The sequence below is a fragment of the Nostoc sp. DSM 114159 genome (genome assembly GCF_053470285.1).
This window is the reverse complement of sequence record NZ_JBPFEH010000001.1, coordinates 5,332,744-5,354,447: the sequence shown is the minus strand read 5'-3', so window position 1 is coordinate 5,354,447 and position 21,704 is coordinate 5,332,744. Positions and strand designations below refer to the sequence as shown.

General features: G+C 42.2%; 15 protein-coding genes and 1 tRNA gene. 8 read left to right on the top strand and 8 right to left on the bottom strand.

What is annotated here, in order from left to right; translation table 11 throughout:
* Positions 1 to 15: 15 nt before the first annotated feature.
* The 3 genes from ACR5KR_RS22170 to ACR5KR_RS22160 all read right to left on the bottom strand — a co-directional run bounded on the left by ACR5KR_RS22170 (position 16) and on the right by ACR5KR_RS22160 (position 2,053).
* Positions 16 to 828, bottom strand: a complete 813-nt coding sequence (locus tag ACR5KR_RS22170; protein WP_445630484.1) for an inositol monophosphatase family protein — start codon at positions 826 to 828, stop codon at positions 16 to 18.
* 236 nt (positions 829 to 1,064) lie between these two features.
* Positions 1,065 to 1,610 carry a thermonuclease family protein gene (locus ACR5KR_RS22165; RefSeq protein ID WP_448270289.1) on the bottom strand — a complete coding sequence of 182 codons (546 nt, stop codon included), beginning with the start codon at positions 1,608 to 1,610 and terminating at the stop codon, positions 1,065 to 1,067.
* 74 nt (positions 1,611 to 1,684) lie between these two features.
* On the bottom strand, positions 1,685 to 2,053 hold the full coding sequence (locus tag ACR5KR_RS22160) for a 2Fe-2S iron-sulfur cluster-binding protein (RefSeq protein WP_445630485.1): 369 nt from the start codon (positions 2,051 to 2,053) through the stop codon (positions 1,685 to 1,687).
* A gap of 106 nt (positions 2,054 to 2,159) precedes the next feature.
* Here ACR5KR_RS22160 and ACR5KR_RS22155 point away from each other — a divergent pair.
* Positions 2,160 to 2,244 (top strand) — tRNA-Ser (locus ACR5KR_RS22155).
* Between the two features lie 354 nt (positions 2,245 to 2,598).
* Here ACR5KR_RS22155 and ACR5KR_RS22150 read toward each other — a convergent pair.
* Positions 2,599 to 4,833, bottom strand: a complete 2,235-nt coding sequence (locus ACR5KR_RS22150) for a glycoside hydrolase (protein WP_448268047.1) — start codon at positions 4,831 to 4,833, stop codon at positions 2,599 to 2,601.
* 78 nt (positions 4,834 to 4,911) lie between these two features.
* Complete coding sequence (locus ACR5KR_RS22145; RefSeq protein ID WP_012408256.1) at positions 4,912 to 5,142, bottom strand: NifU family protein; 231 nt, start codon at positions 5,140 to 5,142, stop codon at positions 4,912 to 4,914.
* A 498-nt stretch (positions 5,143 to 5,640) separates the two neighbouring features.
* On the opposite strand from ACR5KR_RS22145, the gene ACR5KR_RS22140 reads away from it, so the two are divergent.
* Entirely contained in the window at positions 5,641 to 6,069 is a 429-nt protein-coding gene (locus ACR5KR_RS22140; RefSeq protein ID WP_445630487.1) for a hypothetical protein, read from the top strand.
* Positions 6,070 to 6,234: 165 nt separating this feature from the next.
* Here the strand turns inward: ACR5KR_RS22140 and ACR5KR_RS22135 are convergent, their stop codons facing one another.
* Both ACR5KR_RS22135 and ACR5KR_RS22130 read right to left on the bottom strand, forming a co-directional pair.
* The gene (locus tag ACR5KR_RS22135) at positions 6,235 to 7,998 is read right to left on the bottom strand and encodes a sensor histidine kinase (protein ID WP_445630488.1); all 1,764 of its coding nucleotides are present in this window, start codon (positions 7,996 to 7,998) and stop codon (positions 6,235 to 6,237) included.
* Positions 7,999 to 8,177: 179 nt separating this feature from the next.
* On the bottom strand, positions 8,178 to 8,414 hold the full coding sequence (locus tag ACR5KR_RS22130; protein WP_094353260.1) for a hypothetical protein: 237 nt from the start codon (positions 8,412 to 8,414) through the stop codon (positions 8,178 to 8,180).
* A 660-nt stretch (positions 8,415 to 9,074) separates the two neighbouring features.
* On the opposite strand from ACR5KR_RS22130, the gene lepA reads away from it, so the two are divergent.
* From lepA to ACR5KR_RS22105, 5 genes are all read left to right on the top strand, one after another.
* Positions 9,075 to 10,886 (top strand): translation elongation factor 4, encoded by a 1,812-nt coding sequence (gene lepA, locus ACR5KR_RS22125; protein WP_448268046.1) that lies wholly within the window; start codon positions 9,075 to 9,077, stop codon positions 10,884 to 10,886.
* Between the two features lie 599 nt (positions 10,887 to 11,485).
* Positions 11,486 to 14,158 carry a PAS domain S-box protein gene (locus ACR5KR_RS22120; RefSeq protein ID WP_448268045.1) on the top strand — a complete coding sequence of 891 codons (2,673 nt, stop codon included), beginning with the start codon at positions 11,486 to 11,488 and terminating at the stop codon, positions 14,156 to 14,158.
* A gap of 210 nt (positions 14,159 to 14,368) precedes the next feature.
* Positions 14,369 to 15,556 (top strand): glycosyltransferase family 4 protein, encoded by a 1,188-nt coding sequence (locus ACR5KR_RS22115; protein ID WP_445630491.1) that lies wholly within the window; start codon positions 14,369 to 14,371, stop codon positions 15,554 to 15,556.
* Between the two features lie 283 nt (positions 15,557 to 15,839).
* Positions 15,840 to 17,705 carry an alpha-amylase family glycosyl hydrolase gene (locus ACR5KR_RS22110; protein ID WP_448268044.1) on the top strand — a complete coding sequence of 622 codons (1,866 nt, stop codon included), beginning with the start codon at positions 15,840 to 15,842 and terminating at the stop codon, positions 17,703 to 17,705.
* A gap of 331 nt (positions 17,706 to 18,036) precedes the next feature.
* Positions 18,037 to 19,083 carry a cyanophycinase gene (locus ACR5KR_RS22105; RefSeq protein ID WP_322696019.1) on the top strand — a complete coding sequence of 349 codons (1,047 nt, stop codon included), beginning with the start codon at positions 18,037 to 18,039 and terminating at the stop codon, positions 19,081 to 19,083.
* A 610-nt stretch (positions 19,084 to 19,693) separates the two neighbouring features.
* On the opposite strand, the gene ACR5KR_RS22100 is transcribed toward ACR5KR_RS22105, so the two are convergent.
* Positions 19,694 to 20,194 carry a hypothetical protein gene (locus ACR5KR_RS22100; RefSeq protein ID WP_445630493.1) on the bottom strand — a complete coding sequence of 167 codons (501 nt, stop codon included), beginning with the start codon at positions 20,192 to 20,194 and terminating at the stop codon, positions 19,694 to 19,696.
* A gap of 802 nt (positions 20,195 to 20,996) precedes the next feature.
* Here ACR5KR_RS22100 and ACR5KR_RS22095 point away from each other — a divergent pair.
* Positions 20,997 to 21,689 carry a phosphoribosyltransferase gene (locus ACR5KR_RS22095; RefSeq protein WP_445630494.1) on the top strand — a complete coding sequence of 231 codons (693 nt, stop codon included), beginning with the start codon at positions 20,997 to 20,999 and terminating at the stop codon, positions 21,687 to 21,689.
* Positions 21,690 to 21,704 lie beyond the last annotated feature (15 nt).

The window sequence follows — 21,704 nt, the reverse complement described above, 5'->3', positions numbered from 1 at the left end:
GAAAGCCCCCATCTGCTACACCCAAGCTGACAGTGGCGGAACCCGTAAAAGTTCGTTACTGAGAGAGTCGTGAATATAACTATTTGTAGCAAGAATTCTACCTGACTCAATTTTGACAGCAGTACCATCGTAGGCGGTGATTTTGCCCCCGGCTTCTTGTACCAAAATTATCCCAGCAGCAATATCCCAAGGAGAAAGTCCCCGTTCCCAGTAACCATCGACACGTCCACAGGCAACATAAGCCAAATCGAGCGATGCCGAACCGCTACGTCTAACTCCTTGGGTAAGATGGGTAAGATGAGTAAATTCTGCGTAGTTGTTATCAGAGGTTTCGCGGCGATCGTAGGCAAATCCTGTTACTAGTAGGCTTTTACTCAGTTCAGATGTTAATGAAACCTTGATGGGCTGACGGTTACGCGTTGCCCCGAAGCCAGCAGCAGCACGGAATAGCTCGTTGTGGAATGGGTCATAAATTACACCGACTTGGGGAACACCATTAATTAACAGCCCGATGGAAACGGCGAAAAATGGGTATTGATGAGCGTAGTTGGTTGTGCCATCGAGAGGATCTATTGCCCAGAGGTACTCATTCTGTTGATTACCTAATTTCCCTGATTCTTCAGCGAGGATCGAATGCTGGGGAAAGTGGCAACGCAAAATTTCTAAAATTAACTCTTCTGAAGCTTTATCAGCAGCCGTGACTAAATCACCAGAGCGTCCTTTTTCAATAATTGCATCTTCTAACTTACCCAAGTAACCTTGCAAAATAGCACCAGCAGCCAAAGCCGCTTCTGTCGCAATATCTAGAAAAATTTGTAAATTTGTCATTTGTCATTTGTCACTTGTACTGAGCGTTCGCGTAGCGTCTCGAAGAGAAGCCGAAGTATTTGTCATTTGTCATTGGGTATGGGGAAAGGGAAAGGGGTAAGGGGAAAAGGGGAAAGATTAAATTTATTCCTTTTCCCTTTAACCTTTAACCTTTTCCCCAGCCCCCCTGCCTCCCCTGCTTCCCTGCTCCCCTGCTCCTCTGCCCCCTGCTTTCCCTGCTCCCTGCCCCCTGCTCCTCAAAGATTTTGGCGGCGAAACTCGGCGGGAGTGAGGCGCATGGGCTTTTCTGGGTTCCAGATTCCTTGCCCCATGAGTCTAGCCCATTGTTGGGCACGTTCTAAACGCAGGTCATACTTATGGTTAGGCGATCGCCCTACAAACATTGCATTCCCTTGTTTAACTAATTCTTCATTCAATAACACCTTATTTTTCCACACATAAGCTAGAGTTCGCCCGATTTTGTCTTTTGCTTCTAAATCAAACTCCAGCGTTACCGATTGTTCTACACCACCAATTAGATTCTCTAACTGTTCTTTTGCTGCTTCCCCCCAAGGGCGTTGTCGCAAATCTGGTGCATCAACACCCACTAACCGCACTTGGGAAATCAAATTTGGTTGTTCAGCCATGCCCAAAACTTCCAAACTTTGCCCACTAACTACCCGCGCTACTTTCACCTGGGCTTCATTGTTCGGCAGCTGGTTTTTACCTTGACAACTCACCAAGAGTAATAAGCAAGCCAAAATCGCTATTTTTCGCACCCAGTCACCAAAATTTACAGGCATCAAAAATTCGGTGATTTTGAATTGTTTATCGAGACAGAATTCTGAATTCTGACTCCTGAATTCTGAATTGTTCTTCATTCCTCATCTAAGGGTAAACCTGCTTTAACTCTTCCCCTAGCAAAATAGCGTCCAAACTGGAGTTCGTAAACTTCATCTTCATCTTGCGTCTCTACTTCCAAGTCAGAACGGGGGTAACTCACACACAACAAGGCATAACCTTGCTTACGTAAATCTGGCGACAAGCCGATCGCTTCTGGTTGGTAAATTTCTCCTGATAACACTCTCACAGCACAAGCAGTGCAAGCCCCGTTGCGACAGGAAAACGGTAGTTCCACCCCTTGTTTTTCGCCAGTGTGCAGGATGTAGCGGTCTTCTGGCACTTGTAGGGTGTATGTTTTGTTAGTGGCGCGATCGCGAACTTTAATTGTGTATGTACGGGACATCTGGATTTGCGTTTTGGGATTAGGACTATCAAATTCAATCTAGAATATCTTTCTTTATCTTTGCATTTTCTGGGATTTTATAGTATGATCGGAACTTATGACACCTGGAGAGGTGGCCGAGTGGTTTAAGGCGCAGACCTGGAAAGTCTGTTTAGGGAAACTTAACGGGGGTTCGAATCCCCCCCTCTCCGTTCTGAAACCCAGGGTGGTTTTATGTAACGAGAGAAAAACTAAAAATGGGTTTCAAAGCCTCTCTCCGCTTCGGGGAGAGGTTTGGAGAGGGGTCAAAATCTATGATTATACATGAGAAATCAAGACTTATGTATTTTTCTTTTTTCGTATGAAACCACCCTGCCCTCTCCGTTCTGAAACCTAGTCTAAATATATAGTTTGAACATAGCCAAATATATTTAAGACTAAAAAAATTAAATAAATATGATTTTCAAAAATCTTTGTAACATCAATGAATCATCTGTAGAGGCATACAGATGTACGCCCCTAAATATGTATTTCGTGAAATGGTATAACACCAAGAATATTAAATGTTAAGGCACCTCAATGGGAATCAAAGCATTTTCTGGCAAATAGTTGGAAAAACGCCCTTCATCTGCAAGCACCAAAATCAGACGCAGAGGATAATCTGGCGGAACTTGCAAGTCTGCCCACGGTACTGCCAACTCTAAACAACTATTTATTGCTACTTGAGCGCGACTGAAACGGGGATGCCATTGATGATTGTCTCCCGCTTCCCGGAACTGAATCGATTGCGTCAGCAAGTTAACTTCTAAAAGATGGTGGAAAAGGTAATTCAGTGGGGCTGCATCTGGTACATTTGCCAAGGGAACTGGGCTATTGACCATTGTTTTTTCTGGATAGAACCACAACAAATTCAATTCTGTTGGCAAATCCCGTCCTGGTGCAGCACCACTTTTAAAGTCTAGCCGTAAATAGAAATTTAAGTGATCGACCCCATACCAAAGTCGCTGGATGACACTACTATTGTGCATCGTCCCTCGCGCCCCGCCGATTTCTATGCGTCCAGCTTTGTCCCAATCTTGCTCATCACCCCTACCATCAATGACGGGATGAATAAATCCTTGTGGGGTGTGGTTTTTCTGTGCTTCGTGGATTTCTACTGGTTGCTTGAGATAGGGCGGTACAGGTTCATTTAATGCCTTGTAAATGCCAAACAGATGTTCTCGAAACAATCGGTCAAAGATGGCATCTTGATTTGAGGAGTGTCCTGCACCAAACCACCAGAACCAGTCGGAACCCTCTGCGGCATACAATGCTTCCCACGCTTCGGGGTTGTTTTCTTCCGTCGCTTCGGGATGATTTGCAAGCATAATTCTAGCTTCTGTCAAATAATCCCATGCACGATTTTTGGTGGGGTCACCGATCCAAGTGGTAAAACTGCCATCTACCCAAGAACCGCTATGTAGTTGTCCTCCCGGAATGGTGGCTGTGGCTGGAAATTCTTCGAGAAATTCGGAGACAGTGACGAGTTTGAGGCGAGGTTCATCGCTCAAACTTTGATATAAAGCTTCTAGGAAAGGTTTGCCATCTTGGGGATAAAATTCCCAGCAATTTTCGCCGTCCAAAGCGATGGTAACTAGCCAAGGTTGTTCGCTATGACTATCTCTTTGCATTTTAGCGATCGCTTGCAAATGTCCTACTAAATCGGCGGCTGCCTTTTTTGCAGGCATTGCACCATAAGTAAAACCAATCAAGTCTGATAATCTATGGTCGCGAAATACAATTGATAAATCACCCTCGGCGGTTTGCAGGCGATAGGGTCGATACAACAATTCTGGTTGCTCTACATCCCCCGCTCCATCCCGATGAAAAAAGTGTTTCAGCGTCCACCCTAAGACGGCTTCATCTGAGCATATCCACTTAAACCCTTGGTTAATAATGTGTGGAAGTATCTGTGGACTTACGGACTGCTCCGAAGGCCACAAACCACGAGGTATCTGTCCAAAGCGCTCTTTATAAAAGTTCCAAGCTTTCCGCAAGTGGCGGGGAATATCTTCTTCCCACTGAAAGCGCTGCTTTGGTAGTGTCATATTGGGCACAGCTACCCGACCGGAGTTGGTATCAGCTAGCAAGGGTAAAATCGGGTGGGTGTAAGGCGTGGTGGTAACTTCTAGCTGTCCCGCCTCCTGCATTTTCCGATGTTGGGGGATAATTCGGCTAAGAATTTCTCGCTGTTTAGAATAAATGCGCTGGCGATCGCTTAAAGTAAAATTCCGACCCTTTTTTAACCAAGCAGCAATTTCCGGGTCATCCCAAAACAGCGGATCGATCCAAGTCAAATTGTGCCAAGCTAGCAAATCACCATAATCTGGCAATTCCCAATTTGCTAAACACCAAGCTTGCCCTTTTTCCTGCCTTTGCTGGTACAACTCGGCATAGCGGGGATGAGGATCGATCAGGGTATGGTGATTGGCATCAAAAAAGTGTTGGATAATAAATTCACGCTGTTGCTGGGTGAGTTGCTCATCCGGTGTCAAGCTGGCTGTGAGGTAAGGGTCAAAAGCAGTGCCAGCAATATAATCTTCGAGTTGCAATATCAACGATGGAACTAAATTCACCGTTTGGTGTAACTTAGGATACCGCTCTAAGAGCAATACCAAATCCAAATAATCTTTAGTTCCATGCAAGCGTACCCAAGGGAGACGGTACTGCTGACTGGGAGATAGCGAAACGCCGCTGCCAGGGGACTTGTACAGCGGCTGATGTTGATGCCAGATAAAAGCAATGTAGAGAGGATGGGACATAGAAATAGTTAGGAGTTAAGAATGAGGAGTTAGGAGTTAATTCAAAACTCATAACTCCTAACTCCTAACTCCTAACTTTTACACCACTTGTTCAATTTCTGCAATTTCGGGAATCATTTCCTTAAGGCGGCGCTCAATACCCATTCTCAGGGTCATTGCAGAACTGGGACAAGATCCACAAGCACCTTGCAGCCGCAGTTTGACAACGGGCCCATCAAGTTCTACGAGTTCCACGTTGCCGCCATCAGACATGAGATAAGGGCGCATTTCATCTAAGACTGTTTCAACGTTGTCAATTGTGAGTTCCATAGTTTAGACCTGCTAAGTTAGGGATGGGCATGGGGAATGGGGCATGGGGCATTGAATAATAAAGATCCCTCTAACCAATGCACCCTTACTCATTAACCATTATCCAAAGTTTTATTTTCCAGCTTTGTTAAATCGATCCTAAATCTAATTGCCGCTAGATTGTCAGGCGTCAGTTTTTTATGACTTTTGACTCAACCACTGCTGGTTTTAGCAACTCGATATTAGGTTAGCTGAACAATTTCTCGTGCAAGCCCTCCTACTCTACTTTAGCTTTTAAAGTACTGAAGAGAACACAAACAGGTGAGGACAAGGAAGGTTTTTTCCAATACCCCTCAAGAGTGCTGAGTAATAAGTAATCTGACTTTTTCCGTTAAGTCTCTTTTGCAAGCTGCCAACCCTCACAGAGGTCGTATTGACATTTGACACTATGTTCGGGTTTTGGTAAAAACTGTACTATTTACTAATGTCGTAAAGAACGATTCCATAACGAAAAGGCTTATGGTTAATAGCAAATACTCAGATGAGAGTAAGTGGATATTTGTAAGACAGGATAATAACGCACCTGACGGTGAAAAGCAAGACTACAATTATGGCACCTTAGAAGATTGTTTATGGCGTATGCGTCTATGTATAGCTGATCGGCTTAATGACGAAGCCATACGAGAACTAGGTTATACATTTGATGAAGTAAGTAGAGCAGAAATATGGTTTGAGGAGCAAAAAGATTTTTGGGCGAATACAGAGGATACTTCAAAAACGAGGCAATATGCGGCTGCAATGACAGAAAAGGCTAAACGAATTTTAGACTCTCTTCAAGCTAGAGTAAACGAGAAACTACAAAGGATCAAAACCCAGTGTCTAACAACAGGAATTGTTAGTAGTACAAATTGGTTTATTAAATATAACAGCAATGACAATGAGGGGTAAAAGTAGTAAGCATGACATGGAGCAGCTACGTAACGTCTGAAAGTCTTGCTGCAATAACCGATTATGACAGTCCTGAGTGCAGAAGGTGGGTTAAATAATAATTACTAAAAAACTTTAAAGTTTAAAACTCAAAACCCACTATTGCCAAGTATCTAAACTCAGTACTTAGCACTCAGCACTACTTGTTGAGTCGCTATCGTTAGACGAAACCATGACTGGTTGTTGATATAGTGGCACGGTGAATGTGACTGTTGAGCCAAGTCCTTCGCCCAGACTATAAAAATGTACCTCGCCGCCCATTGCCTCCACTAGCTTCTGGGATATTGCCAGTCCCAAACCTGTGCCGCCGTACTGGCGAGTGCGGGAGCCATCCACCTGAGAGAATAATTGAAACAATTTATCTTGTTTGTCTAAGGAAACACCAATACCAGTGTCTGCCACACGTACTCTCACCATGCCAGGAAATTGCTGCTCTTGAAAGTTCGCCTTTTTGAGTACTAAATCAGCGCTGACGGTAACGCCACCCTCATGGGTAAATTTGATGGCATTACCTACCAAATTGAGCATGACTTGTAACAACCGTTGGTAATTGCTTTGAACAATGATTTCATCGGAGGTAGCAGGCATTTGCATCTGAAAGCTGAGGTTTCTCATTTCGGCTTGGGGACGCATGAAACCTTCTACATGACTGAATAGCTCATCTAGCTTGACTGGAGCGTAAGCTAGCTCCATTTTCCCAGCTTCGATTTTGGCAATGTCCAAAATATCGTTGATGATATTCAGCAGATGTATCGATAAGTGATGAGCTTCTGCTAAAAACTGATTTTGTTCTTCTGGATCGTCTGCCATCCCTTCTAAAATCAGCTTCAAAAAGCCAATCATACCGTTGAGGGGGGTACGAATTTCATGAGATACATTAGCCAGAAACTCGCTTTTGAGGCGGGAAGCTTCTTCGGCTTTTTGACGCGCTATTTCTAATTCTTCATATAAAGTAGCATGAGCGATCGCAGTTCCCAATTGATCTGCTGCTTCTTTTGCCAGTTCTAATTCTGATTCTGTTAATGTGTAGCATTCATCCTGCCAATTCAAGGCAACCAATCCATTAGCTTGGTCTTGATAGCAAGTCGCAACTACTAAAGTTTTCTGCCGCCCAGACTCTTTGTATCCAGGCACTTCCATCGTAACTGGTTCTAGGGTTGCCAAGGCTTGAGCAAAGGCAGGCTCAGAAGCTATATCTATGTCTAAGCCAAGCATTGATTTGAGTTCTGGCTGGCGATACTCAGCTTTCACCTGCACTTTTGAGCTTGAGGGCTGATAAGGACAAATAATGCAGCGTTCTAGCCGCAGTGCTTTCCCTAAACTGTCAACTGTTTGTTGCCAAATAATATCTAAATCTAATGTCCGGCGAATATTTCTGGTAATGCGATTTACCAGTTTTTGGTGCTGCTGCGAACGCAAAGCCAACTCTATTTGTGTGGGCGTTTTTGATGCCACACGCGCTTGTTTTTTGTTGAGTGTGGCTTGTACTAACCTTCCCATCACTAAAACGGTAGTGGCAGTGGTTCCCAAACTCGGCATAATCGGACTGATCGCTAAGTCCAACTCAAATAATTCCTGGTGGTAGCTAAACCAACATTGAAACCTTTCTGGCACCAAACTTGTCAAAATTCGGTGCAATCGTTCCAAATAACTAACCTTATCGACTGGGACAAAGGTTTGAGTCTGGTTGAGCTCGTCAACTATTTTTTCAGTATTTAACCCCAGGAGTTCGCTGTACTGCCAACAAAAGGTCAGATAGCGCCCTGCCCCATCTTGCGTATAAACTAACTCGGCTCCTAGAGTTGGTAATGAGCCATCAGTCTTACTGGTAATAGATTCCAGATTTTGGGAAAATACATTTGACAATTGGGAATTGGCAGTAATAGTCATTAATTGAGTTGGATAGACAAAGGGTATCCGACCGTAATTTTACTAAAGCCGCTGAAATTTAAACATAAATTTTTACAGCTTTTTTGTGTTTGATGGGGTATTCTTTGGTGTTCTGAAAACCAGATTGGCAAACTTTACTTTTTTTAACTTGCATTGACAGTTAAATAATGGTAATGGCGTTAATCGTTCCATTCACCGCGAGGAGGAACAGGGGTACGCACAGGTGTACGCGTTAGTTCGTCATCTCTAAGGAGTTCACCCCGTAACCACTGGCGAATCGCCACCTCAATTACTTTACTTGGGTCATTGGTGAGATGCTGAATTTGCTCTAGTAACTCGGAGTCTAGGCGGACAGCAATTTCTACCTTATCGGCTGGTGTATTTTCCGCTTTGGTAGTTTTCTCTCTCATATTCATAGGTTTATATACTCTGAATTCTTTGAATTGGTTTGGTCTAAAGCTTTGTAAAGTAGTTATATTCATTTATTTGGGCTAATTCGCTGAAAAATTTTCAAGGGCACAGTTCAATAGTTCCCTGAAATAGCACCAAAGTAACAGTTTTAAGTTTTAAATCGCATTTTTCATATAACTGACTAGACAATGGCTCTAGAAATTTTGCCGCTCGATCTGGCAATTACGGGCAATTAGCAGTCGCAATTGCCCACGATCCCGACACGATCCCTAGATGTACTTATTTACATTTATTGTACGCTCCTAACTGTTGAATACTAGCAGCGACAAATAGACCTTCATAATATTCTTAAACGTCCACCTATTTAGATCAAAAGTTCAAGATGGGGTGAAGAGGCGCAGGGTGCAGAGGAGCAGAGGAGCAGCACTTCGACTCGCTTCGACTCCGCTCAAGGCAAGTCGCTCAGTGACCGAGGGGCAGGTGGTCACTGAGCGTTGGTCATTGAGCGTAGCCGAAATGAGCCGAAGTGGGAGCAGGGGAAAAATAATAACTCTTAACTCCTAACTCAGCACTAAAAGCTAGCAGCGTCTTGGCTAAGAAAGCATTAAAATACATTAAGTAAATTGCCCTTTTAACTTTGGTTGCTGCTAAGGCAAAGATAGTATATGACTGACGTTCCCGCAGTTCGCATTCGCAATTTTTGTATTATTGCTCACATCGACCACGGGAAATCAACCCTCGCCGATCGCTTGCTACAAGCTACTGGCACTGTTGAAGACCGACAGATGAAGGAACAGTTTCTCGACAATATGGATTTGGAACGGGAGCGCGGCATTACGATTAAGCTGCAAGCTGCCCGGATGAACTACACAGCTAAAGATGGTCAGCAGTATGTGCTGAACTTGATTGATACTCCGGGACACGTGGATTTTTCTTATGAAGTCTCCCGCTCTCTTGTTGCTTGCGAAGGAGCGCTATTGGTAGTAGATGCGTCCCAAGGTGTGGAGGCGCAAACTTTGGCTAATGTATATTTAGCGTTAGAGAATAACTTGGAAATTATCCCGGTTTTGAATAAAATTGATTTGCCGGGGGCTGAACCAGAACGGGTAATTGGCGAAATTGAAGAAATCATCGGTCTAGATTGCAGTGGGGCGATTCTGGCTTCTGCCAAAGAAGGAATTGGGATTGATGAGATTTTAGAAGCAGTTGTTGAGCGGATACCGCCACCGCAAAATACGATAAATGAACGCCTACGAGCGTTAATTTTTGATAGCTATTACGACAGTTACCGAGGAGTAATTGTGTATTTCCGAGTGATGGATGGTACCGTAAAAAAAGGCGATCGCATCCATTTAATGGCATCGGGTAAAGAATTTGAAATTGATGAATTAGGTGTCCTTTCTCCGACGCAAAAGCAAGTTGATGAACTGCACGCTGGGGAAGTCGGCTATTTGGGAGCGGCAATTAAAGCTGTAGCTGATGCACGGGTAGGAGACACAATTACCCTCAGTAAGGCGAAAGCAGATGCACCCTTACCAGGTTACGCAGAAGCGAACCCGATGGTTTTTTGTGGAATGTTCCCCATTGATGCCGATCAATTTGAAGATTTGCGGGAAGCTTTGGAAAAGCTGGAACTCAACGATGCAGCGCTGCATTACGAACCCGAAACTTCGAGCGCGATGGGGTTTGGTTTCCGTTGCGGGTTCTTGGGTTTGCTGCACATGGAAATTGTCCAAGAACGTCTAGAGCGAGAGTATAACCTGGATTTAATCATTACAGCCCCCTCGGTGGTTTATAAGGTGATTACTGTCAAAGGTGAGGAACTGTACATCGATAATCCTAGCCGTTTACCTTCTCCCAACGATCGCGAAAGAATTGAAGAACCTTACGTGCAAGTAGAGATGATTACCCCGGAAACTTATGTTGGCACCTTGATGGAGTTGTCACAAAATCGTCGGGGCATCTTCAAAGATATGAAATATCTTGCCCAAGGACGAACTACACTTACTTATGAGCTACCTTTGGCGGAAGTTGTAACTGACTTTTTTGACCAGATGAAATCGCGATCGCGCGGTTACGCCAGTATGGAATATCACATCATTGGCTACCGTGAAAATCCTTTGGTGAAGTTGGATATCCTGATTAACGGCGATCCCGTCGATTCCTTGGCGATGATTGTGCATCGAGATAAAGCTTACAACGTCGGACGGGCAATGGCAGAAAAACTCAAGGAACTAATTCCCCGCCATCAATTCAAAGTGCCAATTCAGGCATCTATTGGCAGTAAAGTTATTGCCAGCGAACATATCCCAGCTTTGCGCAAAGATGTGTTAGCCAAATGCTACGGTGGTGACATCAGTCGGAAGAAAAAACTTTTGCAGAAGCAAGCAAAAGGTAAAAAGCGGATGAAATCTGTAGGTACAGTAGATGTACCCCAGGAAGCCTTTATGGCAGTACTGCGCTTGGATCAAAGCTAATTTAAGAGTGTTTATCCAAAAACAAACGGTTTGGTTAAAGGGTAAAGGGGAAAGGGTAAAGGGAAAAGGTTTTGAATACATCCTTTACCCGCAAACCCATTCCCCAGACCATAAGGAAAGTGAAAAATTCCAGCATCTTTTAAGAAATAGTGGTAACTTGCAATACTTGTCGGGTTTTAGGGAAAAGGGGAAGGCTTTCTGGGGCAGGTTTTTTTGATTAGACAAATTTTTGGGATTTTAAAACCAAAACCATTGTCTGAGAACTTAAAACTACGTTCAATAATTGAGAACATTCTCAACTATTTATCGAAAGCCTAAAAGCCTGCCCTTGAAAGAAAGGGGAAGGTGGGGCCCCAAGAAGGGGATAAGGGGCGGGGGAAAAGGGAAAGAAAAAACCTTTAACCCAACCCCAGTAACCTTTTCCCCAAACCAAATTCTGAGTTCAAAATGCACAAAGCGAGTAGTATTGTGGTAACTTGCTGTTGGTATATTTTCTAAGGTAGTGGTAAATATATAGTGATAGCAGAGACTGTAAACCCTTGCTATATAAGGACTGACAAGAGAAAAATCACTACTTTTATACCACTAGCCAAAATATCATGAGTCGCAAGCAGGCCCAAGAAAAACTCTCTGAGGCAGAGCGAAAATATCGCACTCTGGTAGAACAAATTCCGGGCGTTGTATATATCTCACCGATTAATACCACTGCAAATGAAGCTTATATTAGTCCGCAACTGAAACAATTATTGGGCATTGCTCCCGAAGATTGGAATCCTGGTTTCAATAGTTGGTTAGATTACACTCATCCAAACGATCGCGATCGCCTTTGGCAAGCTGTAAATACTACAATCGCTACCGGAGAGCCTTTGAGGATTGAGTATCGGATGATTAGGCGCGATGGCAGAATAATTTGGGTACGAAACCAAGCCAATCTCGTTTTTTGTGCCGATGGACAAACTCAGCTACTTCAGGGTTTAGTATTGGATATTAGCGATGTCTATGACGAGCTTTGTTTACGCAAACAAGCACAAGAGAGCGAAGAACTTTATCGTACCATCCTCGAAGACCAAACAGAATTGATTGCTAGAGGCTTACCAGATGGCACTTTTACCTTTATTAATGAAGCTTACTGTCGATTTTTTGGACTGGAGCGAGACACAATTATCGGTCAGCACTACAAACCTGTTGTGTTTGAGGAAGACCAAGAACGTGTTTTTAGTCTGGTAAATTCCATTAGCTTAGAAAATCCCGTTATCACAATTGAAAATCGCGTTGTAGCTTGCCAAGGAGTGCGGTGGACGCAGTGGATTGTTCGAGGGATATTTGATGACCGAGGTGCGATTGTAGAACTTCAATCTGTTGGACGAGATATTACCGATCGCAAACGGGTAGAACAAGCTTTAAGTGAAAATGAGCAAAAATTCCGGGCGATTTTCAATCAAACCATTCAATTTATCGGATTGCTTCAGCCGAATGGAATTGTATTAGAAGCCAATCAAACAGCACTAGACTTTGCTGGGATTAATCGGGAAGAAGTAGTTGGCAAGCCTTTTTGGGAAGCAAAGTGGTGGACAATTTCTCTAAATACTCAAGAGCAATTAAAAACTGCGATCGCAGCTGCTGCTAATGGTGAATCGATTCGCTATGAAATTGACATTGTAGGTCGAGATGGTCAAGCGATCGCGATTGATTTCTCACTGCGTCCTATACTTGATGAAACTGGGCGTGTGACACTACTGATCTCAGAAGGACGAGATATTACTGAATATAAAGTCGCGCTTCAGGAACGCCGCAAAGCTGAAGAGGCATTGCGCTCCAGTCAAGACTTTCTGCAAAAGGTTGCTAATACTATACCCCATATTTTGTATTTGTTTGACCTCTTACAAGGAACAAGTATCTATCTTAATCAGAAAAGTCTGGCTATTTTAGGCTACTCTCCAGAGGAATTTTGTAACGCAGATCCGCAGTGGCTAATAAATTGCTTTCATCCAGACGATCGATACCTCTGCCATAACTTACCAACTCGCTTTGTCAACCTTAAAGACAATGAAGTACTTTCCACTGAATACCGATTCCGACACAAAAATGGAGAATGGCGTTGGCTAAATACACGAGAAGTCGTATTTACCAGAGATGCTAACGGCACTCCAACGCAGATTCTTGGCTCGGTAGAAGACATTAGCACTCGTAAAGAAGCCGAAGTGATGTTGCGACAGCAAGCAGAGGGAGAACGGCTAATTACTGAAGTAACTCAACAGATTCGGCAATCACTGAATTTGGAGGAGGTTCTGAATACAACAGTAAATAGTATTCGCCAGTGTTTGGGTTCAGATTCCGTAGCTATCTACCAGTTACAATCTGACGGAAGTGGAAATTTTGCGGCAAAATCAGTGGGTGATGACTATCCTCAGAGATTAGAACTGACAATGCACCCATTTTCGCTCAAACGAGATTTTAGCGACTATTACCAGGGATTACCTAAAGTCTTCCATAATATTCAGGAATCTGATTTTTCAGCCGAGGTTTTTGAGTTATTACAACTCTATCAAGTTAAAGCGGCTATAATAGTGCCGATTTTGAATGAAGAGCATCTGTGGGGTTTACTCATTGCTCACCAGTGTACCGCACCTCGTTATTGGCAAGCGTTTGAAGTGAATTTGTTGCAGCAATTGGCTAGTCAAGTAGCGATCGCTATTCATCAATCAATACTTTACCAGCAAGTGCAAGCAGCCAATGAAGAATTACAAAGATTAGCTACCCTAGATGGCTTGACTCAAATAGCCAATCGCCGCCGATTTGATGAGTATCTTGAAGCTGAGTGGCAGCGACTCAAACGCGAGCAACTTTCACTGTCTTTAATTTTGTTAGATGTCGATTTTTTTAAACTCTACAATGATACTTATGGTCATTTAGGAGGGGATGATTGTTTGTGGCAATTAGCAAGTGCCCTCAAAAATATTCTTAAGCGTCCAGCCGATTTAGTTGCTCGTTACGGTGGAGAAGAATTTGCTATCATTCTGCCTAATACAGAGATTCAAGGAGCAATCTATGTAGCTCAAACTATTCGACAAGCAGTCCGCGACTTAGCCATTCCCCATGCTCAATCTCGCGTATGCGATCGTGTTACCGTTAGTCTAGGTGTTGTTAGCATTGTGCCAAATTCCGAAATTTCGCCGCCAGACTTGATTAATGCAGCAGACAAAGCACTTTATGTAGCCAAACAGCAAGGACGGGATCGAGTTCATGCAGTTTCCGTCGTTATCCCTTCTTGACAACTGAGTTGCCAGAGGCTCAATTGTTTTCATTACGAATTATTACTATATCTTGCTTTTTATCCTGGGCTTAAAGTCGATAGCCTTTAACAAAATCACTGTTAAAAAATCTAAAAATTCTAGTAAAAGTACTCACTACATTCGCCAGACTTGTATTTTTAGGTAAATGTAGTTTGTTAGATATTTATAAAGTGTTGGGGAGTCTAGTAGATGAAGATACTGGTACTGAGTTGGGAGTTTCCACCAAGGATTATTGGGGGAATTGCACGACATGTGGCGGAGTTGTACCCGGAACTGGTAAAGCTAGGACATGAAATTCACCTGATTACAGCTGAGTTTGGTCACGCATCGATGTATGAAGTAGTTGAAGGAGTAAAGATACATCGAGTGCCAGTGGCATATAGCAACGACTTTTTCCACTGGATAGTGAATCTCAACTTGAGTATGGGAGATCACGGTGGTAAATTGATTTTAGAAGAAGGGCCCTTTGATTTAATTCATGCCCATGATTGGTTAGTCGGAGATGCTGCGATCGCTCTCAAGCATAATTTTAAAATACCACTAATTGCCACAATTCATGCTACTGAATACGGACGCTATAACGGTATTCACACAGATACTCAAAGTTATATAAATGGCAAAGAAACTTTGCTCGCTTACAACGCTTGGCGGATTATTGTTTGTAGCGACTATATGCGCCAAGAAGTAGAACGAGCGCTACATAGTCCTTGGGACAAAATCGATGTCATTTATAACGGTATCCGAGCCGAAAAGAAACAGCATCATATCGATTTTCATGCTCTGGATTTTCGCCGCCAATTTGCCGCAGACGAAGAGAAAATAGTTTACTACCTCGGTCGTATGACTTACGAAAAAGGTATACCCATATTACTTAATGCCGCACCCAAAATCCTTTCAGAAATGGGAGGTAATGTGAAATTTGTAATCGTTGGTGGCGGCAATACTGACCATCTCAAGCGCCAAGCCTGGGATTTAGGAATTTGGCATCATTGCTATTTTACCGGTTTTCTCTCCGATGAATACTTAGATAAATTTCAAACTGTCGCCGACTGCGCGGTTTTTCCGAGTCTTTACGAACCCTTTGGGATTGTAGCTTTAGAAAGCTTTGCTTCTCGTGTACCTGTAGTAGTTTCTGATACTGGTGGTTTTCCAGAAGTGGTGCAACATACCAAAACAGGCATTGTCACTTGGGTGAACAATCCCGATTCTTTAGCTTGGGGAATTTTGGAAGTGTTGAAAAATCCAGGTTATCGCCAATGGCTGGTGGATAACGCTTATGAGGATTTAGAGCGCCGTTTTAGCTGGCCGAAACTAGCCAAGCAAACTGAACAAGTATATCAGCAAGTCGTCCAAGAGCGATCGCAAATACCGTGGTAAGATAGCTCCCCGATTTCTTCAAGAAGTTGGGGAGCTAAAATTTTATTTGAACTTGCATAAATCCTTAATCAACCTTTGATAAGTTTATAGCTGGTACTGCTGCAATTTCTGAAGTAGTGCAAATTTAATCTGGTTTTAGCTATTACAGCATAGTTCAAGTTGGTAAGGTACACAAGCTTCTGTTACCCAGGTAGAAAGCGTGTTTTACTCCTGAATTATGCTGTATTTTTGGAATTCCGAAATTAGTAACACTAGAAAAAGCTAATTCATCAAGGATGACTATATGAAACTGCTTCCTTTAGATAAACTAGGAGCTAGAGAAGCCAACGGTATTGTTGATTTTGGACTATTTTTGCCTTGGGTTTCTCAAAAGGATGGAAATCGACTAATAATTAAAATTATCCACGAAAAAGATCAATTTCTCCAAGATATTCAACCCTTAGAATTTGAACTCAAGCATTCTATCGACTCAGAGTATGGTGATTATTGGTCAACTCAAATAGATATCAAAACTCAATCAAAACCCAGTGCCAAATCCGCATGGGGAGAACCAGGTAGATATGTTTATCGCTATTGCTTACAAAATCCCAATCGGGGAGAAATAGATTGGATTATTGACCCTTTTGCCAGAGAATTTGGTGTAGGTAAATTATCCGCTTTCACACTTGGCTATCAACAATATGAGTGGAGCCAGAAAGAAAAAACCTGGAAAACTCCAAGTTTAAAAGATATTGTTCTCTACGAATTGATGATTGATGAATTCGGCGGCAATATTGATGGAACAATTGAAAAACTCGGCTATCTAGCAGATTTGGGAGTTAATTGTCTGGAAATCATGCCACTTTCCAATGTAGCCTTAACAGTAGATTGGGGGTTTTTACCAATTGGCTATTTTGGTGTAGATGAACGATTTGGTAACAGAAAAGATTTACAAAATTTAATTGATGCAGCACATCAAAACAACATTGCTGTAATTGTAGATGCCGTTTATGGTCACACTGGTGATAGTTTTCCCTACTCTTATGTTTACAGAAAACTAGGGTATCGTGATAATCCTTTTATGGGAAAATTTGCTAAAGATTTATTTGGCGAAAGTACAGACTATAATCGCAAGTTTACCCAAGACTTTTTCTATACAGTCAACTATCACTGGCTAGATGTTTATCATGTCGATGGTTTTCGCTATGACTGCGTACCCAATTACTGGGATGGTTCTACAGGAGTTGGTTACGCTAACCTAGTTTTTAACACTTACAAAACAGTCAAACAAAAAAGACAAGCTGGCGAGTATTGGCAGAGATTCTTTAACAATGACACAAAGGATGACACGATCAATTTGATTCAGTGTGCTGAACAATTAGAAGGGCCAAAGGAGATTCTCGAACAAACTTATACCAACTCTACCTGGCAAAATGAAACTTTTGGTGCAGCTGAAAGTGTAGCTCATGGAAATAAAGGTGATTTAGCTAATCTTGGCTTTAAACTTGGTCTAGATGGCTATCCTTCAGAGATTACAAACAATGGTGACAAAATTGCTAAAACAGCACTGCAATATATAGAAAATCACGACCACTCCCGCTTTGTTTGTAACTTTGGTACGATCGCCCGCGATAATGATTTATTAAAAGAAGGTAATCGTGACTTATGGTATAAAGTCCAGCCTTACCTAATTGGGATTTTCACTGGTAAAGGGATTCCGCTACTGTGGCAAGGTCAGGAATTTGGTGAAAACTATTTCCTGCCAGAACAAGGTTTTGGTAGAGTGATGTTGCTTCGACCTGTACGATGGGATTATTTTTATGACCCCATTGGTAAGAGCGTACTTTCCTTAGTACGTAAGTTGATTAAACTGCGTAGTCAGCAACCGCAGTTTACCGAAGGCGACCATTTCTTTTACAACGATTATGACCGCTATCATTCCAAAAATGTGCTGCTATTCTCGCGCAAACATGGTAACAAGTTTAGCCTAGTAGCACTTAACTTTAGCGATCGCGATCGAGATGTACCCTTCTGGTTCCCAATTGCTGGCAATTATCAGGAAGAACTAAATGGTGAAAACAATTTAATCGGCGTTCCCAGTTATTCAGAATATTGGGTAACTATTCCCAGTAACTACGGAAGGATCTGGACAGTGACAACCAACACCTAATCTATTTTAGGTTTCATCTGACCAGAATTAAACGCTACAAGCAATGTAGAGATTTTTGCACAGTAACGCAGAGAATTAGCGATCGCTCTGCGTTATTTTGCGTTAACAAACAGTACAAGACCTGTACGCTGGAAATTCTACCCGATCTAGTGCCACAGTTAAACTAGTGCGCGTCTAAATTGTACATTTTTCGTTAAGACTGCCCTAAGTCAATTGGTTATTCACAACAACTGATAAATGACTAATGACAAAGGACAAATTTCACGAATAAATAAGCAATTAAAATACGTCACAGCCTAGCAATAATTGCAGTTTGCTCTAGAAGTTTAGTATGACAAAGGCATTCCCAAGCATAGCAAGGCGCTTGAAAAGTACAGGAATCAAGTTGTTGAAGATGGGAACCTTCCTAATAACCCGTTTTATTGCAAGCTGGAAACGCTTCTTCCTGGGTGATACTGTTGATGTTCGCTCCTCCACTCCCTCCTTTGATGTCCGTCCCTCCTTAGCGGGCCCAGTCCTGAGTTTGGGTGGGGGAGGCCCCGATGTCGATGATGCTATCCAGTGGATGATTAACCAAGTTAGGGGAGGTAGTAACTCCAGCACTAAAGTTAATGTTGTAGTTCTCCGCACTAATGGTAATCACGATTACAATCGGCTAATTTATGCCATGAAGGGCGTAAATTTTGTGGAAACTCTTCTGGTTAGGGATAGACAAGAGGCAAACAAAGCTGAGATTTATGAAAAAATCCGAAATGCTGATGTAGTTTTCTTTGCTGGCGGGGATCAATGTCAATATATCCGCAACTGGAAAGATACCAAGCTTGAGGCTGCCGTTAAGTCAGTTTACCTTAAGGGAGGTGGAATTGGTGGCACTAGTGCAGGTGCAATGATCCAAAGTGATTGTGTCTATGATGCTTGCGCTTCTTCCGAAAAAGGCATTGAAACTAGAGACGCACTCGAAGATCCCTACCGAGACATTACTTTTACTTACAATTTTTTCAATTGGAGTAATTTGAAGGGAACTATCGTAGATACACATTTTGACAGGCGGGAAAGAATGGGTCGAATTATGACTTTCATTGCCCGTCAAATTAAGGATGGTGTATCTAGCAGTGTTTTAGGTATAGCGGTTAGTGAAAGTACATCGGTTCTTGTGGATAAAAACGGTTTGGTGAAAGTTATGGGTAGGGGTGCGGCATACTTTGTACTTGGCAATCATCTGCCAGAAGTATGCGAACCCCGAAAGCCTTTGACCTTTTCCAATTACAAAATTTGGAAAGTCCGCAGTGGCGACACCTTCAACTTAAGAAATAGACCAACTTCTGGATACTATCTCAGGAGTGTCAAAAGGGGACGGATTGATTCAAATCCCTATTGAGTGGGAGAGCTGATTCAGCTATTTCAAACAAGATTTGTGACGATGGTTAGCGAGAAAATTGTAAGTAAGGGTGACGATGAGATGAACATTGAAGCACTTAAATATTAGTAAAATAGTATTAGTAAAATAGTTCATTTTATCATCGGCACGCTGATAACAAAACAATCAATAAAACCTCTTGCAAAAGTCTCTAACACCCCACCCTCAATACGGTTCGGATAAGCACTTTTCATATTTGTTGTGGTTTGGGAAAAGGGGAATGGGTTTGCGGGTAAAGGTTTGAATTCATCTTTTTCCTTTTCCCTTTTCTCTTTAACCGAACTGTATTGCCCCAAATCCTCCCCGATGTTTTGGGCAGGGGAGCGTTTCCCTTAGCAAATGCGGGGTGGAGTTCTTTATTTTTGATGCAAGATGTCTAATTTTTAATTGTTATAACCCTTAATTTTTACTATCTTCTAATTTTGAAAATAGCTTTCAGGAGCTTTTAGCTTACTTGGTCAGGAGGGTTAAATAACAGTAATTTTAGAAAATAATTTGACAGAATCTGAGCTTCGGTTTTGCTCGGCTCAACTTAGCATATATAAGATTTTGAAAGCAATTTCGGGCAATATTAAGCGCTAATAGGTTGTTCAGATTCAATTAACTGATTATTCGGTACATCAAATCTAATAGTACTAGCTGCCCAGTCTTTGAAATCGGGTGCTAGCCAGACTAGCTTACGCAGAATTTCATCATTGACCCACAACACCAAGGGAAACTGAAACTGTTTCCGAAACTCATCTCGCATGATATTGGTACTAGTAATCAGTTGGTTAATTGCCACTACAGATTCTAAGCCTCGTACCATCAAAGCTTCGGGTTGAGTAGTACCAATTTCACTTTTAATAGCTGTGTATAATTTTTCGTCAGTAGGTGAGAGCAAAATTTCGTGGATATCTGCCGATGAAAATTCTGTTAGCAAATTCAGCACTTGCTCCTGCTTTTGAACACTGTTACAACAAGCTAATAACAGTGAAAACTGTCCACCAGAAACCATCATCGCCCTTGCCAGTCTCTTAGTAGCTGCTGTGCTGCTAACTGTGCCGTTTTCTGAATTGGTTAAGCCGATCATTAAAAACACCCTTCTTTTGATTTTCAAGCATATTCAGTAATTCTACCCTATTAATTTTTATTCAAAAGTGTTAATTGGGTAACTTTGATGACTTTTTTCTGTAATATTAAGCATTATATAACGAACAAGCAGATGGTGCATTATCTTATGTTCACAATTTAGAGATAATGTAAAGATAATATCAACACAAGGTCTGCAATAGGGGACATGCGAAGAATTAACAATTGCATTATCACTGGATTTTCATAGATTTTTGCATCTGCTAACAATTAAGTATTTTTTCAATTTATAGTAAAAAAGATACTCAGTAAAAGTCTAACAGTAAATGTTAGCAAGTGGCAAAACTTATAGCAGTTTTCAAATGCACCCCTACTTAAACATTAGGTTTTCCATATTACCCTTGTTTTGCGATCGCCCTATAACTTTGCTTCACGCTAACACCAGTTACCTACAGCAGTAAACCCCCCACAGTGAGAGTTAACCACGTCACAATCTCATTTCAACAAGCCATTTGGGGAAGGATATTGAGTGGGGAATAGTAAAATAGTCTCAACACAAGATGCAGAAATCTTGTGCATTAAAGCTAACTCATCCGTTTGATAGAACTGTAGATTGAAGATGTCGCTCCGTTAGTGGAGGACAGGAAATATTTAGCTTTCTAAGATCGATTTAGAACATCTGAACTATAACAACAAGTTTGGAATTTATTCAATTGCTCCATTTTTTGAAGTTGATAGCCTAATAACAAACGTATTGTAAATATTTATTTATTTTTTTGAAAACCAATTAGGAATATTACATCATGCTATTTAAAAATCGGAGGTTTGCGGGTCAAGTTTTGGCTAAAGAGTTAACTGCTTATGCTAACAACCCCAATGTTCTGGTATTAGGGCTACCAAGGGGTGGTGTACCCGTTGCTTTTGAAGTTGCCAAAACCTTAAATGCTCCCTTAGATGTTTTAGTGGTACGTAAATTGGGTGTGCCCGATCGAGAAGAATTAGCGATGGGAGCGATCGCTTCTGGTGGTGTGCGGATAGTCAATAAATATATTATTAACCTGGTGAAGATATCCGATGAAGTAATTGCCAGGGTAGCGCTACAAGAAGAACGGGAGTTAGAGCGGCGGGAACGCCTTTATCGCCAAAATCGCTCCTTAAAAGATTTGAAAGGACGTACAGTCATCTTGGTAGATGATGGTTTAGCAACGGGTGCAACGATGTGGGCTGCTGTGGTAACTGTGCGAAAACAGCAACCCGCTCAGATTGTGATTGCTGTGCCTGTGGCTGCACCTGAAACTTGCCAAGAGTTAGAAACTGAGGTTGACGAAATCGTTTGCATCTCCAGACCCAACCCTTTCCAGAGCGTTGGTCTTTGGTACGAAAGCTTTCCTCAAACGACCGATGAAGAAGTCTGTGACTTACTCGCAAAAGCGGCAAAGAACGGTGAAGAAAGGGAAAGGGGGAAAGGGGAAAGGGAAAGGGAACCAGTAACTTAAAAGCAGGGGTTTCAA